This is a genomic window from Cellvibrio sp. ARAG 10.3, from assembly GCF_051846955.1.
In the GTDB taxonomy this organism is placed as follows: Bacteria; Pseudomonadota; Gammaproteobacteria; order Pseudomonadales; family Cellvibrionaceae; genus Cellvibrio.
The window spans coordinates 174,612-189,696 of the sequence record NZ_JBPYCU010000003.1; the positions used below are offsets into that span (position 1 = coordinate 174,612).

Here is a 15,085-nt window from a genome sequence, read left to right on the forward strand (position 1 = left end):
TTTCATCGATGCGTTTACGAAAACGCTGTCAGGACGCAGGGATCTTGAGTGTTTGTCCCACCTTGATGACATGACTTTTCATCCCGTTATGCGCCAGCAATTGACTGATGCTGACATTGTAACGCTGGGCGATAGCGGTCAGCGTGTCCCCCGGTGCAATCACATGTTCGCGGGCAATGCCACCGCCGCCGGCACCTTGTTGTGCGGCGATATAAGTCCCGGCGGGCGGATTTTGCACAAAGTATTGGCGTACGCCTTTAAACACCGCCTGGGCCATTTGTTTGCGATAAGCCGACGAACCCAGTTTCTGCGCTTCTTCGGGGTTGGAGATAAATCCGGTTTCCACCAGGATAGATGGAACATCCGGTGATTTCAGCACCATAAACCCGGCCTGCTCTACATGGCGCTTGTGCAACCGCGCGATGTTGCCCATAGAGTTCAATACGTGATTGCCCACTTGCAGGCTGGAATTCAGTGTGGCGGTCATGGATAAATCAACCAGCACACCCGCCAGTATTTCATCTTTGTCTTCCAGACTGATGCCGCCCACGCCACCAATCAGGTCCGCTTCATTTTCCCGTTGCGCCAGAAAACGCGCCGTTTCACTGGTGGCGCCGTGACGCGATAACGCGAACACAGAGGCACCGCGCGCGGAGGATTTGTGAAACGCATCCGCATGGATAGAAACAAATAAATCCGCTTGCATATTGCGCGCGATATCGCGGCGTTTTTTGAGGGGGATAAAGTAATCACCGGTGCGCACCAGCTTGGCGGTAAATCCGCGCTCTGCATTGATCGCAGCCACCAGTTCTTTACTGATAGCGAGGGTGACATCTTTTTCGCGCAACCGCTTGGGGCCGATAGCACCCGGATCTTCGCCACCGTGGCCGGCATCCACGGCAATAATAATATCCCGTTCACCGGCCACCGCCGCCTGGGTTTTTACGGCTGCCTGGGGCGATACCGCCGGCACGGGCACATTATCCACAACCGGCGTGGCCGCCGGTTTGGCTGGTGTGGTGGTAGCAGGTGTGGTGGTAGCTGCGGTTTGCTCCGGCACTATATCGTAGAGATCCAATACGAGACGATCACTGTTGCCGGCGAAAGGTTTGAGTAAAAAACTGCGCGGCTGCACCTTGGTTTTCAAATCAAACACGATGCGGATATCAGTCTGGTTTTGTACGGCGGTGCGAATCTGGGCAACCGGTGTATCTGCCAGGGGTAATTCCTTTGGGTCTGCCTTTAATGCGGCACCGGGAATGTCGAGTACCAGGCGTTCGGGGTTACCCAAAGGCGCAATCACATGATCCACGGGACCACTGAGGTCGAGTACGATGCGGGTGTGATCCGGCGCGCGCCAGATACGCATACCTTCGATAACGGCCGCATTAACGAGGGGAGACAGGAACACCAGACCCACACAAAGCAGGCCGAATAGCGGGGATAGAATTCTGGTAATGCTCTGCAACAACGCTTTACTCTCTGGCTATTATGGTGGGAAGCGAGCTTCCCCTGTGACAGCATGGATATCAAAAGGGTCACTGACAGGGTGCGCGCACCCCGAGCCACTGCGGCAAAACCTGGTGAAAGTATAGGCCAAGGTTAATTGAATGTGATGGCCTGCCGCAAATGCGATCACTCTACCCAATCGGGATGCACAGCTCCAGTAAAAAATACGCAGGCTACCGCGCAAATTAACTCCCACAAGTGTGAATACCTTGTCAGCAAGATTTCCATAAAAGCACCTATACTGCTGGAGGTCTGTTTCATAACCCACTTTTTACCGATTTTCCGCCACGGGATTATTACCATGTATGTCTTTCGTCCTTTCTCAGTCAGGCATTTGGCCTGCCTCTCCTGCGGGCTGTTATCCCTCGGCGCAGTGCCGGCGAACGCTGTGAATTACGGTATTTATGATGCGCGCGGCCTGGCGATGGGCGGTACAGCAGTCGCGGCGGGCAATACGGCACAGGCGCAGTTTTATAATCCGGCCCTCTTGTCTTTCCATGACGAAGACGAAGACGAATCGCGCGATGGCCGCATTATGTTTCCGCATATCGTGGCCCAGTTTTCCGAGACGGTTGAAACCGCCCTCGAAGCCGCCGACGACGAACTCGATGATCAGTTGCGTCTTGCCGTCAATAATTTCAACGCAAACCCCGGCAGCGAAAGTGCCGGCGCCGTCGCCACGGTATCGCGCGATATGAATGAATTGCTCGATCAATTGGGCAATCAGGACCTGAACCTGGATGCCTTTGTCGGCTTTTCGGTGAGTGAACCGAGCAAACGCGAAGGCGGTGCGTTTTTCTTCGGCGTACGTGCCCTGGGTGCCGGGCGAGCCGACATCAATGACACCGATAGAGAACTGTTGAACCAATATATTGAAGCCATGGATGTCGTAGCGGCGGGCGGTGACCTCGGCAGTATCAATCCCGCACTGCTGGACGAGAACGGCAACCTGCGTGATCCGGTGGACGAGCTAACCTCCAGCGGCGATATCAGTGCCCTGACTATCGGCGAATGGGGCGTTGCCTTGGCCAAGGAGTTCGAAGTGGATGGTCACGATATTTCGTTTGGCATCACGCCCAAGCTGCAACGGGTCGACGCCTATCGCGATACGGTGGATGTCAGCAGCGGTATCACCAGCAGTGATGACGGGGCGCGGCGTTTTTCCGATTCGCAAAAGACTCACATCACCGTCAATGCCGATCTGGGTATCGCGGCATTGATTGAAGGTCATTACCGCTTGAGTGTCGCGGTGAAAGATGTGATCGCCAAAGAGTTCAGCACCACGCCGCAAATTGACCCGGAAACCGGCGAGCCATTGCCGGCGCAGATCGTTCAGCTCAAACCCCGCGCGCGACTCGGTTTTGCTTATGTCACCGATGTGCTGACCATTGGTGTGGACTTTGACCTGCGCGAATCCACCCCCCTGGCCAACGAAGCCCCCTCCAAAGATTTAAGCCTGGGGATTGAATACATCGCGTTTGACCGTCTGGCGTTGCGCGCCGGTTACCGGGAAGATCAAACCAATTTCCGTTCCAGCGTTGCCTCCGCGGGCCTCGGGTACCAATGGGGGCGGGCGGTATTCGAATTGGGTTATGCCGCCAGTAGCGAATATGAAGCGGGTAGCCTGCAATTTGGCTGGGCGTTTTAACCGTCCAGTCGCTGCAACAGGGCTTGGCCTGTCGGGGTTAGCGCACTGATGGCAATCCGCCGCCCAAGCCCCTCTACTTTTACCGCTATTTGCCAGTCCGGCGCCGGCAATACCCCGGCACCGCGCGCTGGCCACTCGATCAGGCAGATGCTGCGCGCATCGAAGTAATCACGAATCCCCATGTATTCCAGCTCCTCCGGATCACCCAGACGATAGAGATCGAAGTGATACACGGTCCGTGCCGGGAATTCATAGGCTTCAACCAGGGTATAGGTGGGACTTTTCACCGCACCGGTATGGCCAAAGGCACGCAGGATACCGCGCGACAAGGTGGTCTTGCCCGCGCCCAGATCACCGCTGAGAAACACGGTGGCGGCACCATCGCCGGCAGCGAGCACGCGCCCCCATTGTTCACCCAGGGCGACCATGTCGGCTTCATTGTCGATGTACCAGGTCTTGCTGATGGATTCGTTCACGCCTTGATTACCTCGTCGCAACGCTACTGGTCACTGAGCAATTGGCATAGATAGGGCATCAAATCCGTGGCGAGCAAGCTGCGCTGACCGACTTCATCCGCCGCCAGGTCTGCCGCCGTGGCGTGCAGGCAGGCACCCAGACGCGCGGCCTGCGCCACCGTCAGCCCCTGGGCAATCAGGCCGCCCAGGATACCGCTCAGCACATCGCCCATGCCACCGGTGGCCATGCCGGGGTTACCCGCCGCCACCACGCCAATACAATCTGCCTCTGCCGCTACCAGGCTGCCCGCCCCTTTCAGGATGACGGCGCCGCCGTAGCTCTGCTGGATTTTGCTGACCGCAGCGAAACGGTCGCTCTGGATATCAGTGGTATTTACCGCCAGTAAACGCGCCGCTTCGCCGGGATGCGGTGTGAGTAACCAGTTGTCACGCCGGGTGTTTTCCGGCACTACGCGACCGGCAGCGAGGATATTCAGGGCATCGGCATCCAGCACCAGCGGCAGGCCACTTTTTACTGCCTGCTGCAACATCTGCTCGGACCAGGGCGAGCGGCCCAGCCCAGGTCCGACCACCAGCACAGTGGGGCGCGCCAGCCAGGGTTCCAATTCCTGCCCGGATACCACACCGCACGCCATCACCTCCGGGCGGCGCGCAAGGATCGCGGGAATATGTTCCGGGCGGGTGGCGATACTGACCAGACCGGCACCGGTACGTGCCGCTGCTTCAGCGGCCATCAGCGCAGCACCACCAAAACCTGTGTCACCACCAATCACCATTACATGACCAAAATCGCCTTTGTGAGCATCCGCGGCGCGCGGTGCCAGGTTATTCAGCAGTGCGGGTAACCTCAGCAGTTCGGCGGAGCCGGACTGGGCCTGCAGGATGTCCGCCGACACCGACAGATCCGCCAGTACCAGGGTGCCGCATAAGGCCGGCCCACGCCCGGTGAGCAAGCCGCGTTTGGTTCCGATAAACGTCACCGTCATCGCGGCGTTGACAGCACAGCCTTGCACGGCACCGCTATCTGCATCCAGTCCGGAGGGCAGATCCACCGCCACCACCGGTAAGTCACATGCATTAATCCGCTCAATCGCTTGCAGAAAAGGAGCCCGCACGGGGCCCTGCAAACCGATACCCAAGAGCGCATCCACCACCACGCCCTCGGCGGGAACGGCAGCATTTTCAAAAGCGGTTATGGCGACGCCCTCCTGGCAGGCGAAGTCATACGCCTGACGCGCGTCACCGGTAAGCTTGTCCAACGCACCGACCTGGATGACCTGCACCGGCAAGCGCCGTTGGGCGGCCAGCGCTGCTACCACATAACCGTCACCGGCATTATTACCCGCGCCGCAATACACGGTAATCAAACCCGGTTCGGGATAAGCCTGGTGCAACGCATCAAATACCGCGCGCCCGGCGCGTTTCATCAGTTGGATGCCCGGCGTGCCGGCAGCAATCGCCGCCTGGTCCAGCGCACGGACCTCGGCAGCACAATAAAGAGTCGAAGGAAATGGAGTCTGGTTGTGGGTGGTTAGGATCATGGCAGTCTCAGTGCGTAGGCGGATCGGCAAAGCCAGTCCGACAGGAAAAGTGGGCGGATTATACGCAACTTGGCGCGCTCTCTGGAAATGCCACAGAAGCCTGAATATGCCATGGGTGTGGAAAGTGTCAGCCCCCCATCAACGCGACATCTGAAGCGTGCGAGCAAATATTCGCAATGCTGTCATCCATTCACTATATTCACAGGGCGTTATTTGCCTTCCAGCAGCGAGTGTTATGTCTACTACCTTTAATCTCCAGGACCTGCTCAAGGGTGACGCAGCGCAACTGCAATCCCTGTTCGACACAGCGGCCCTTACGGTGCCAACGGCCCCCGGGCTGACGCCGTGCCATGACCTGGCCCATGCTGTGGCACTGGTCGGGACAGCCCTCACACCGGCCGAACCCCTGGCCAAACAACTGTCGGCATTACTCGCCGCTCATCAACTCGCACTGGCACCAGCGTTGATGCTGCGGGTGATGGTGGCCGATAAATTATTCCAGACCCTGTGCAATGCCATGGACCCCAGGCTGGGCCAGTTGTTGAGCAGAATGGCACTGCCGGTGGTTATGGCCATCGCGCGGGACGACACGATTTACAGCAATGCGCAGCACCCCCTGCGGCAACTCCTTAACGAGGTCGGCCAACAGGGTTATACCTGGTACCCGCGCGATGCCAAACCGCATCAACAATTTTTTGAAAAGTGCCAGCAGCTGGTTGAGTCCGTCCGCCAAAGCACCGAACCAACAGCGTTGCTGGCCGCCACAACATCCTTTCGCCAATGGACGGACGCCGAAGACAAACGCGCGCGCATGCTGGAGACGCGCCTGTGTGAAACCGAAGTGGCCCACCTGCGTTTATTGGCGGCCGAATGCCAGGTGCTGGATTTGCTTAACCAATCCCTGGCCGGACAAACGATGCCGGTCGCCCTGATTGAACAACTGCCGATATTAAAAAGCGCCCTGCAACATTGTTTGATCAACGACAACACCCAGTCACCTTTTTGGAGAGCCTGGCAACGCAACCTGCCCTTGCTCGGCAAAGTCTTCGCGACCGGCGAAGATATCGATGAACAACAACTCTACCGGGATATTCCGCAATTACTGAGCGAGCTGGAACGCAACCTGCATCAGCAGCGCGACACCAGCGATCACTATCAGGATTTTGTCGACAGCCTCAGCCAACACCTGATGCAGGCTATTCAGAAAAAGCCGCTGGAATGCAACACCGTCGGCGCCTTTGCGTATCCAGAAGGTTATACCGACAACCGCACACACGTAACCAATGCGGTATTACAACACGCGCAGACGATTGCAACCGGCGACTGGATTGTGCTGTACGGTGAGGACGGCCAACCCCTGCGCTGCAAGCTTGCCCTGAAGCTGCCGGATGTGGATCAGCTGTTATTTGTAGATCGCTCCGGGCGCAAGGTAACGGCAAAAAATGTAAAGGATTTTTCGCTGTGTTTATCCACCGGCGTTGCACATACATTAAAACCGGTTGCGTTGGATGACCTGATTGTCAGCGCACTGAAACAATTGATAGCCCTGGGCGATAAACACGCTGAACACTATCGCCAGGAAACTGAACGCCAGCAGGCCCAAGAGGCTGCTGCCAAGCAGGCGGCAGCAGAAAAAGCCCTGGCAGAAGCGCGCAAACTGGCGGCAGAAAAACACCAGCGTGCACTGGCTGAACAGGCGGCGGCAACACAGCGCCAGGCGCAGGAAAAAGCGGCGCGCGCTGCCGAACAACTGGCCCGCGAACAAACCGCGGCAGAGCTGGTGAGCACGCTGAATGTCGGCGCCTGGATTGAGATTGCTGAAGCGGATAAACCCGCCTTGCGCTGCAAGTTGTCCGTCATCATCAGCTCTACCGGAAAATATATTTTTGTCGATCAGGTGGGCCGCAAAGCCGCTGAGCTACACCGCGACCAGTTATTCGACGGCATCAAAACGGAACAGATTCAGGTCATCAGTAAAGGCGATAAATTTGAAGACCAATTAGTCAAAGTGATTCGCGGTTTGCGCAAGGATATTTCCTAAGCGCGCACCGCTTTTATACAAAGCCATCGCAATAGTCATCATAAAAAATGTTACCCACACGGTGTAAACATGAACAACCGACAACAGGACAAACGACAGGAATCACGCCTTACCACCGAGGAAACGGTGTTTATTGAATTGACCTCCGCCGAGCCCGGGGTGGAAATTCCGCCTGACATTGTGATCAGCAACAGCGTGGATCTTTCGGCCAATGGCTTGCGCGTCAGCGTCGACCGCGATCTGGTTATCGGCAGTATCTTGCGGGCTTGTGTGCAGTTCCGCGATTCGCCGCAGCGCTTTTTACTGGTGACCGAAGTGAAGTGGTGTCGACCCCACGAACGCGCCGGAGAATTTATTGCGGGGTTAGCGTTATTTGAATCGGAAGGTACCGATATTCAAGTCTGGAAGGAAATGATTGCCGAGCGTTTTAGTGATTGAAACCTGTCATTCTCTGGCACAATGTGACCATCATCGGCCAAGCCTTCTTACTCCATGATTGATAGCATCGACTTTGCGCAGCTCGCCGCCGACATCAAGTTGTGGGGGCGGGAACTGGGCTTTCAGCAGGTAGGTATCACGGATATCGACCTCAGCCGCGAAGAGTCCCACTTGCAGGACTGGCTGGCACAGGGTTATCACGGCACCATGGCCTGGCTGGCAGCGCATGGCAACAAACGGTCGCGTCCGGCGGAGCTGGTGCCGGGCACCGTCAGGGTTATTTCGGTGCGCATGGACTATTTACCCGGTGATACCCAACAGATCCGCATCCTGAAAGATCCCACCAAAGCTTACATCTCGCGTTACACCCTGGGGCGCGATTATCACAAACTGATTCGCAAGCGCCTCGGCCAACTGGCGCAGCGCATCGATGCCGCATTACCGGCAGATTTTCCCGGTAAAGGTGAGGTGCAAAACCGCGCGTTTGTGGACAGCGCCCCGGTCATGGAACGGCCTTTGGCGGAGAAGGCCGGGCTCGGCTGGACCGGTAAACATACCTTGATCCTCAACAGTGAAGCGGGCAGCTGGTTTTTTTTGGGCGAGATTTTTACCTTCCTGCCGTTACCGATCGATCAGCCGCATCAACCCAACCGCTGCGGTGATTGCACCGCCTGCTTGAAAGTCTGCCCCACCGATGCCTTTCCCCAGCCCTATGTGCTGGATGCGCGCCGCTGTATTTCTTACCTCACCATCGAAAATGCCGGCGCTATTCCGGAAGAGTTCCGCGAGCCGATGGGCAATCGCGTGTTCGGTTGCGATGACTGTCAGGCGATCTGCCCCTGGAATAAATACGCGCAACCAACCCGGGAAACCGACTTTCTGCCGCGCCACGGTTTGGCCGACAGCGATCTGCTTACCCTGTTCAACTGGACGGAAGCGGAGTTTCTGCGTTACACGGAAGGGTCAGCTATTCGCCGGGTGGGTTATGAAGGCTGGCAGCGCAATCTGGCAGTGGGCTTGGGCAATGCGCCGAGCGACCCACAGATCATCGCCGCGCTGGAGCGCAAGCGCCCGCAGGTATCCGCCCTGGTACAGGAACATATCGACTGGGCACTCGCTCAACAGGCGACACCCCATCGCCGACGCAAACGCAAGATTCAGCGGTAGGCCAGCGCCCACCGCTGAACACCGCCATTAAAAATCATACTTCGCCGAAAATTGCAGGCGTGTCATATCACCATCCGCACCCGACTCGATTTCGCGATTGGCGTAGCGTAATTCCATACCAACCATAAATTTACTGGCGACCTGATACAACAAATTCACCGAGCCACTGTGCGTGGTTTTGGTGACGCCCGTCCCGGTGTAGTCAGTGTCGTTGTCTGCCTCAAACACCGAGTAGACAAAATTGGAGCGCCAGTGCGCATTCCACACCTGACGATAAGCCACCGCTGCACCCGTAGCCGTGATCGCTTCCAATGATCCATCGTCGGCAATCACCGCATCGTTCGCGGTATTTAAATTGAGATAACGACCAATGCCGTCACCGCTGCTGATCGTCAACCGCAGGTCGTTGTTGTTCGACAACAGGATTTTTGCACTGGCAGAAATACCAAAAGCGGTTTCCGTTTCGTCACTCACGCCGGAATCGTAGGACAACTGCCGGGCCAGACCCGATACGCTGAAGGTTCCCCAATCACCCTTGAGGTTGTAGCGCGCGACCAGATCGGGAAGGCTGCTGTCTTCCGTCACAATGCGCGTGCCGCCACCAAAAGGCGTCAGGGTGGTTTGCGGGTTTTCGATACCGAATTGGAAATTGCCGTTGGTGTAACGGACTTGCGGCTGGCGGACGAAGATGGTGCCGTCGGTATTGCCGATAAAGTCGAGGGATTCAGGCAGGGCATTCACGTCCATAAACGTGGACCAGGTCTGCCCGAACAGCCAGCGGTCGTAGGTGAAAAATGCATGACGTACACCAGGCGAATAGCCGTTGGTAATACGTTCGTCTCCGCCGACGGTGGACATCATGTCAAACTCCAGATGACCGCCGATGGTCTTGCCATTATCCAGGGCTGTGGTGGTGTTGAAGATAAAACGCGTCTGACGGGCATGGGTGTCGTACTTCGGCCCTTCACTTTCACCGGAAACCGGTATCAGCGACGGCACATAAAAATCCCGCGCGGGAAAATCCAGTTGACCGTATTCCGTGTCAGTGACCATAGCATCCAACTTGAAGAAACCGCTGAACTTGACCTGGGTATCGCCGACGTTAAACGTTTGTGCGGCCAGTGTCATGGGTAAAGCAAAAAGCGTCAGACCGTAACAAATTTGCGTGATAGGTTTGCACATGTGTCGCTACTCCTTTTCTACACAATTATTGTCAGGAAAGAGCTGGGTAAAAACAGCCGGGATATAACTTGTAGACTAGTCCACCACGCCTTTTTATTAATAAAACTTATTACCACTGCAATGGAGGGCGGAGGTTCAATGACCGTTTTCTTACAGTGCTTTCCCAGTTAAGTAAAAGGCCACTGCAACAACCCGACAAGGCGCCATTTGCAATTGCCTAAATAGCAAAAGTTTCTGACTTCGCTCTTGCTTAGATGGTGGTCTAGACTATTCTTGCTTCTAAAGCAATACATCTTAATAAGAAAAACGCCAAGTGTTACCGCAAGCAACAACCACAACGCGTGGAAGATGAAAAATCTGTCAACGTGTTGCCAAATTTGTCGTTAGCGCTCAAGCTCTGCTCGTGCAACTTTCAGCGTCGACGCGTGAAGGTTTACCGATAAAAATAAACACGGGATCCATTAAGCAAATCCGCAAAAAAATGCACCGCTCTGGTGCCGGAGTTAAAACAAACCACGAGGATAATGATATGGCTGATAACAATGAAAGCGTTACCCGCGAGGAGTCCATGGCAAAAGCCTATTGGCGAGCCAACCTGCGATTGATCGTCGGTTGTCTGATTGTGTGGGCGCTGGTGTCTTATGGTTTCGGTCTGGCTCTGCGTCCGATGGTCGCGGGTATTTCTGTCGGCGGTACTGATCTGGGTTTCTGGTTTGCGCAACAAGGTTCCATTCTCACCTTTATCGCCTTGATCTTTTTCTATTCGTGGAGAATGAACAAGCTCGATAAAAAGTTCGATCTGCACGAGGACTAGACCATGAGCCAATTTACGATCAACCTCATCTTCGTGGGGGGTTCCTTCGCGCTCTATATCGCCATCGCCATCTGGTCCCGCGCGGCATCGACCAAAGAGTTTTATGTGGCCGGCGGCGGTGTGAGTCCGGTGGTCAACGGCATGGCAACCGCCGCTGACTGGATGTCGGCAGCCTCGTTTATTTCGATGGCGGGTCTGATTGCCGCCGCCGGTTATGCAAACTCCACTTACCTGATGGGCTGGACCGGTGGTTACGTCTTGCTCGCCATGTTGCTGGCGCCCTACCTGCGCAAGTTCGGGAAATTTACCGTGCCGGAATTTATCGGCGACCGTTTTTACAGTTCCAGCGCGCGCATGATTGCGGTGGTGTGTCTGATCGTTGCCTCGGTCACCTATGTGATCGGGCAGATGACTGGCGCCGGCGTGGCCTTCTCGCGCTTCCTGGAGGTGAGCAGCAATACCGGGCTGATGATTGCCGCCGTGGTGGTATTTTTCTACGCGGTACTCGGCGGAATGAAAGGCATCACTTACACCCAGGTAGCCCAGTACGTGGTGTTGATCATCGCCTACACCATCCCCGCCGTGTTTATTTCCTTGCAGTTAACCAATAACCCGATTCCGCCCCTGGGGCTTTTCTCCACTCATGTGGACTCCGGCCAACCGCTGCTGGCCACCCTTGACGGCCTGGTGCGCGAACTGGGTTTCCGCGATTACACCGCCGATGTACCGAACAAACTGAACATGGTGCTCTTTACCCTGTCGCTGATGATCGGTACCGCCGGTTTGCCCCACGTGATTATCCGTTTCTTCACCGTTCCCAAGGTGGCCGATGCACGCTGGTCAGCCGGTTGGGCGCTGGTGTTCATTGCGGCCCTGTATCTGACCGCGCCAGCTGTGGCCTCCATGGCGCGCCTGAACCTGGTGAACACCATCTACCCCGCTGGCCCCACCGCCGAGGCACTGGAATACAGTGAGCGGCCGGACTGGATTCGCACCTGGGAGAGCACCGGTTTGATCACCTATACCGATAAAAATAACGATGGCCGCATCCAGATGTATAACGATGTACCGGCGTTTACCGAGGTCGCTGAATCGCGCGGCTGGGCCGGTAATGAGCTGACGGTGAACAATGACATCATCGTGTTGGCGAACCCGGAGATTGCCAACCTGCCCAGTTGGGTAATCGCCCTGATCGCCGCCGGCGGTTTGGCGGCAGCCCTCTCTACCGCAGCGGGGCTGTTGCTGGCGATTTCCTCGTCCATCAGCCACGACCTGATCAAGGGGGTGATCAATCCCCACATCTCGGATAAGGGGGAATTGCTGGCCGCGCGCATCTCCATGGCGGTGGCCATTGTGGTGGCCACCTGGCTGGGGATGAATCCGCCGGGTTTTGCGGCGCAGGTGGTGGCACTGGCATTCGGGATTGCGGCGGCGTCGATCTTCCCGGCCTTGATGATGGGTATTTTCTCCAAACGGGTTAACAGTGCGGGCGCCATGGCCGGTATGTTGGCGGGGCTCTTATCGACCACCATTTACATCTTCCTGTATCTGGGCTGGTTCTTTATCCCCGGCACCAACACCTTCGCCAACGTACCCGAGAATTGGCTGTTTGGCATCTCGCCGTTATCCTTTGGCGCGGTAGGTGCAGTCATCAATTTTGCGGTGGCTGCGGCGGTCTCCACAGTGACCAAAGCGCCGCCGCAAGCGATTCAGGATCTGGTGGAAAGCGTGCGCTATCCCAAGGGTGCGGGTAAAGCCACTGCACATCACTGAGTTGCCAGGATAGGTTGAACAGCAAACGGGCTTTCCATCGAAGGCCCGTTTCTTTATGAGCGAGCCGGGGATGTGTAAGCTGGGGCTTTTTTGAGGTAGCTATGCTGCTGGAATTTATCGCCACCCTGTGTGCAGGGTTGGGCGCGGCGGGGCTCGCGCTCCTGTGCCGCACACTCACCGCCAAACGCCTGCCGCGCTGGATCGTACCGGCCTTTGCCGGGGCAGGCATGCTCGCCTTCCAGATTCACAGTGAATACAGCTGGTATGACCATCAGGTTAGCCGCTTACCCGCCGGCGTAAAGGTGGGCAAGGCCGTGGCCGAATTCACCCGATGGAAGCCCTGGACGTATTGGTTTCCACAAACCCTGCGTTTTATTGCGGTGGATACCAGCTCTGCCGCTGCCAACCAGATCAATCCCGATGTGATACTGGCCGACCTGTATGTGTTCGAGCGTCGCATGGCAGCGCGTCGCATTCCGCAGGTCTTCCACTGCGCCCAACATGCGCGCGCCGATCTCACCACCGATTTGCAAATCCCGCGCGCCGGTGAAACCGTAGGCAAGCAATGGCTTAGCCTGGCCCAGGATGATCCGCTCCTGCGCCTGGCGTGCGATGCGCCGCCTCACACCAGCGCCGGATAATCCTTCACAGACACAGGGGGCACGCGTTATGGAGGTTATGGAGGTCACCCGCTTTCTCGCCAAAACCCTGCCATTTGGTTATCTCAACGCGGCGGATGTCGCGCGGCTCGCGCAGCACATCAACGTGGTGTACGTTCAGGCACAGCACCCGGTCACAGCGGTTAAGCCGCGTCTGATGATTATCCGCTCCGGCGTCTTCGCCCTCTACGACGCTCACCAACAATTGCTCGGCAAATTGCAGGAAGGAGATTTTTTTGGCCAGGAATGGTTGCTCTCCGGCCAGGCGGAAAACTATCGGGTGTTGTGCGAAGAAGATGGCCTGGTGTATTGGCTGGAAGCCGATGCCTTTCACAAATTGCTGGCGGATCATGCGCGCGTTGCCGATTACTTTCGTGCACTGGCCGGCCACCGTTTGCATCGCTATGAAGAAGCGCCGGCCAGTTTTCATTTAACGCTCAAAGTGAACGATGTGATCAGCGCCCGCAAAGTCCTGATCACACCGCAAGACACCATCGTAACGGCTGCGCAGCGCATGACTGACAATCGCGTATCCACCTTGTTAGTGGAAGAGAACGGCCAACTGGCAGGCCTGCTGACCGACCGGGATTTGCGCGCGCGGGCGCTGGCAAAAGGCGTTACCGGCGATGCACCGGTGCGCCAGGTGATGACCCGTTCGCCACACACTATCAAACGTTCTGCGTATCTCTACGAAGCGATCCAGACCATGGCGATGCACAACGTGCATCATCTGCCGGTGCTCGACGACGGGCAGATTTACGGCATGCTCTCCATCACCGATATTATCCGCGTGCAACAGGATCACCCGGTTTACCTGATCGGCAATATCCATCGCCAAGCGGATCTGGCCGGGCTGAAAAATATCAGCAACGGTGTCATACCGCTGATGATGTTGCTCGGTCGCCAACGGGTGCCAGCGCTGGAAATCGGGCAGATCATGACCACCATCACCGATGCGCTCACCAAGCGTTTGATTCTTCTTGCGCAGGAACAATTGGGTGCAGCGCCGTGCGAATTTTGCTGGATCGGTTTCGGCTCCCAGGCACGCATGGATCAAAGCCTGAATTCGGACCAGGACAATGCCTTGATCCTGGCGGAGGAACCCGAGGGAGCCGTGGGCGATTATTTCGCCCGGCTGGCGACATTGGTGTGCGAAGGTTTAGGTGAGTGCGGCATTCGTTTGTGCCCCGGCAATATCATGGCATCCAATCCGGCGCTGCGTTTGAGCCTGGCGGGATGGAAAGAAAAATTTACCCACATTGTCAGTCACCCCACACCGGAATCGGTGTTGCAGTCGAGCATTTTTTTCGATCTGCGCGCGATAGATGGCCAGGCAGCTCTTGCGCAACAATTGCATCAACACCTGTTACCACTCACCCGCCACAACACCCTGTTCCAGTTTCATCTTGCACAAAACGCGGTGCGTGATCGCGCCCCACTGGGATTTTTTAAAGGCTTTGTACTCACCCAGGAAGGCGAACAACAACCCGGTTGCGATTTGAAAAAAAACGGTACGTCACTGATTACCGATATCGCGCGCGTGACGGCTTACGCGCAGGGCATTGACGAGGTCAATACCCGGCAGCGTTTACAGGCACTCAACCGCGCCAACGCCATGGACGAAGATCTCGCACAGAATTTACTTGATGCCTTTGATTTAATCGCGCAACTGCGCTGGGAAAAACACCAGCAGGATATTCACGCCCAACGGCCCTTAAGCAATATCCTTGACCCGGCCAGCCTGCACAACCTGCAACGCCACCAACTGCGCGACAGCTTTGAGGTGATCAACAAAGCCCAGGCGATGGTGCGGTTTCGTTTTTTGCGGGGTTTGTAA

At 56.5% G+C, this 15,085-nt stretch carries 12 protein-coding genes; 8 read left to right on the forward strand and 4 right to left on the reverse strand.

Going from position 1 to position 15,085, the window contains the following annotated elements:
* Positions 1-28: 28 nt before the first annotated feature.
* Positions 29-1,369: an N-acetylmuramoyl-L-alanine amidase gene (locus ACSV5M_RS05430; protein ID WP_439174798.1), complete on the reverse strand. Its 1,341-nt coding sequence runs from the start codon at positions 1,367-1,369 to the stop codon at positions 29-31.
* A gap of 441 nt (positions 1,370-1,810) precedes the next feature.
* Here ACSV5M_RS05430 and ACSV5M_RS05435 point away from each other — a divergent pair, with 441 nt between their 5' ends.
* Positions 1,811-3,157 carry a conjugal transfer protein TraF gene (locus ACSV5M_RS05435; RefSeq protein ID WP_439174589.1) on the forward strand — a complete coding sequence of 449 codons (1,347 nt, stop codon included), beginning with the start codon at positions 1,811-1,813 and terminating at the stop codon, positions 3,155-3,157.
* Here ACSV5M_RS05435 and tsaE read toward each other — a convergent pair.
* Entirely contained in the window at positions 3,154-3,585 is a 432-nt protein-coding gene (tsaE, locus tag ACSV5M_RS05440; protein WP_439174799.1) for a tRNA (adenosine(37)-N6)-threonylcarbamoyltransferase complex ATPase subunit type 1 TsaE, read from the reverse strand. The genes ACSV5M_RS05435 and tsaE overlap by 4 nt on opposite strands.
* A gap of 71 nt (positions 3,586-3,656) precedes the next feature.
* Entirely contained in the window at positions 3,657-5,174 is a 1,518-nt protein-coding gene (locus ACSV5M_RS05445) for an NAD(P)H-hydrate dehydratase (protein ID WP_439174590.1), read from the reverse strand.
* Positions 5,175-5,409: 235 nt separating this feature from the next.
* Here ACSV5M_RS05445 and ACSV5M_RS05450 point away from each other — a divergent pair, with 235 nt between their 5' ends.
* The 3 genes from ACSV5M_RS05450 to queG all read left to right on the forward strand — a co-directional run bounded on the left by ACSV5M_RS05450 (position 5,410) and on the right by queG (position 8,820).
* Positions 5,410-7,215, forward strand: a complete 1,806-nt coding sequence (locus ACSV5M_RS05450) for a DUF1631 family protein (RefSeq protein ID WP_439174591.1) — start codon at positions 5,410-5,412, stop codon at positions 7,213-7,215.
* A gap of 69 nt (positions 7,216-7,284) precedes the next feature.
* Complete coding sequence (locus ACSV5M_RS05455) at positions 7,285-7,653, forward strand: PilZ domain-containing protein (RefSeq protein WP_439174592.1); 369 nt, start codon at positions 7,285-7,287, stop codon at positions 7,651-7,653.
* A 54-nt stretch (positions 7,654-7,707) separates the two neighbouring features.
* The gene (gene queG, locus ACSV5M_RS05460; RefSeq protein ID WP_439174593.1) at positions 7,708-8,820 is read left to right on the forward strand and encodes a tRNA epoxyqueuosine(34) reductase QueG; all 1,113 of its coding nucleotides are present in this window, start codon (positions 7,708-7,710) and stop codon (positions 8,818-8,820) included.
* 27 nt (positions 8,821-8,847) lie between these two features.
* Here the strand turns inward: queG and ACSV5M_RS05465 are convergent, their stop codons facing one another.
* The gene (locus ACSV5M_RS05465; protein WP_439174594.1) at positions 8,848-10,002 is read right to left on the reverse strand and encodes a DcaP family trimeric outer membrane transporter; all 1,155 of its coding nucleotides are present in this window, start codon (positions 10,000-10,002) and stop codon (positions 8,848-8,850) included.
* Positions 10,003-10,531: 529 nt separating this feature from the next.
* Between ACSV5M_RS05465 and ACSV5M_RS05470 the strand changes: the two genes are divergently transcribed.
* The 4 genes from ACSV5M_RS05470 to ACSV5M_RS05485 all read left to right on the forward strand — a co-directional run bounded on the left by ACSV5M_RS05470 (position 10,532) and on the right by ACSV5M_RS05485 (position 15,085).
* Positions 10,532-10,816 carry a DUF4212 domain-containing protein gene (locus ACSV5M_RS05470; RefSeq protein WP_439174595.1) on the forward strand — a complete coding sequence of 95 codons (285 nt, stop codon included), beginning with the start codon at positions 10,532-10,534 and terminating at the stop codon, positions 10,814-10,816.
* A gap of 3 nt (positions 10,817-10,819) precedes the next feature.
* Positions 10,820-12,589: a sodium:solute symporter family protein gene (locus ACSV5M_RS05475; protein ID WP_439174597.1), complete on the forward strand. Its 1,770-nt coding sequence runs from the start codon at positions 10,820-10,822 to the stop codon at positions 12,587-12,589.
* Positions 12,590-12,690: 101 nt separating this feature from the next.
* Positions 12,691-13,230 (forward strand): hypothetical protein, encoded by a 540-nt coding sequence (locus ACSV5M_RS05480; RefSeq protein WP_439174598.1) that lies wholly within the window; start codon positions 12,691-12,693, stop codon positions 13,228-13,230.
* A 28-nt stretch (positions 13,231-13,258) separates the two neighbouring features.
* Complete coding sequence (locus tag ACSV5M_RS05485) at positions 13,259-15,085, forward strand: DUF294 nucleotidyltransferase-like domain-containing protein (RefSeq protein WP_439174600.1); 1,827 nt, start codon at positions 13,259-13,261, stop codon at positions 15,083-15,085.

Coding starts and splice junctions, on each gene's coding strand:
- queG (WP_439174593.1), top strand. CDS start 7,708: ATGATTGATAGCATCGACTTTGCGCAGCTCGCCGCCGACATCAAGTTG.
- ACSV5M_RS05480 (WP_439174598.1), top strand. CDS start 12,691: ATGCTGCTGGAATTTATCGCCACCCTGTGTGCAGGGTTGGGCGCGGCG.
- ACSV5M_RS05450 (WP_439174591.1), top strand. CDS start 5,410: ATGTCTACTACCTTTAATCTCCAGGACCTGCTCAAGGGTGACGCAGCG.
- ACSV5M_RS05470 (WP_439174595.1), top strand. CDS start 10,532: ATGGCTGATAACAATGAAAGCGTTACCCGCGAGGAGTCCATGGCAAAA.
- ACSV5M_RS05455 (WP_439174592.1), top strand. CDS start 7,285: ATGAACAACCGACAACAGGACAAACGACAGGAATCACGCCTTACCACC.
- ACSV5M_RS05435 (WP_439174589.1), top strand. CDS start 1,811: ATGTATGTCTTTCGTCCTTTCTCAGTCAGGCATTTGGCCTGCCTCTCC.
- ACSV5M_RS05430 (WP_439174798.1), bottom strand. CDS start 1,369: ATGCGTATCTGGCGCGCGCCGGATCACACCCGCATCGTACTCGACCTC.
- ACSV5M_RS05485 (WP_439174600.1), top strand. CDS start 13,259: ATGGAGGTTATGGAGGTCACCCGCTTTCTCGCCAAAACCCTGCCATTT.
- ACSV5M_RS05465 (WP_439174594.1), bottom strand. CDS start 10,002: ATGTGCAAACCTATCACGCAAATTTGTTACGGTCTGACGCTTTTTGCT.
- ACSV5M_RS05445 (WP_439174590.1), bottom strand. CDS start 5,174: ATGATCCTAACCACCCACAACCAGACTCCATTTCCTTCGACTCTTTAT.
- tsaE (WP_439174799.1), bottom strand. CDS start 3,585: ATGGTCGCCCTGGGTGAACAATGGGGGCGCGTGCTCGCTGCCGGCGAT.
- ACSV5M_RS05475 (WP_439174597.1), top strand. CDS start 10,820: ATGAGCCAATTTACGATCAACCTCATCTTCGTGGGGGGTTCCTTCGCG.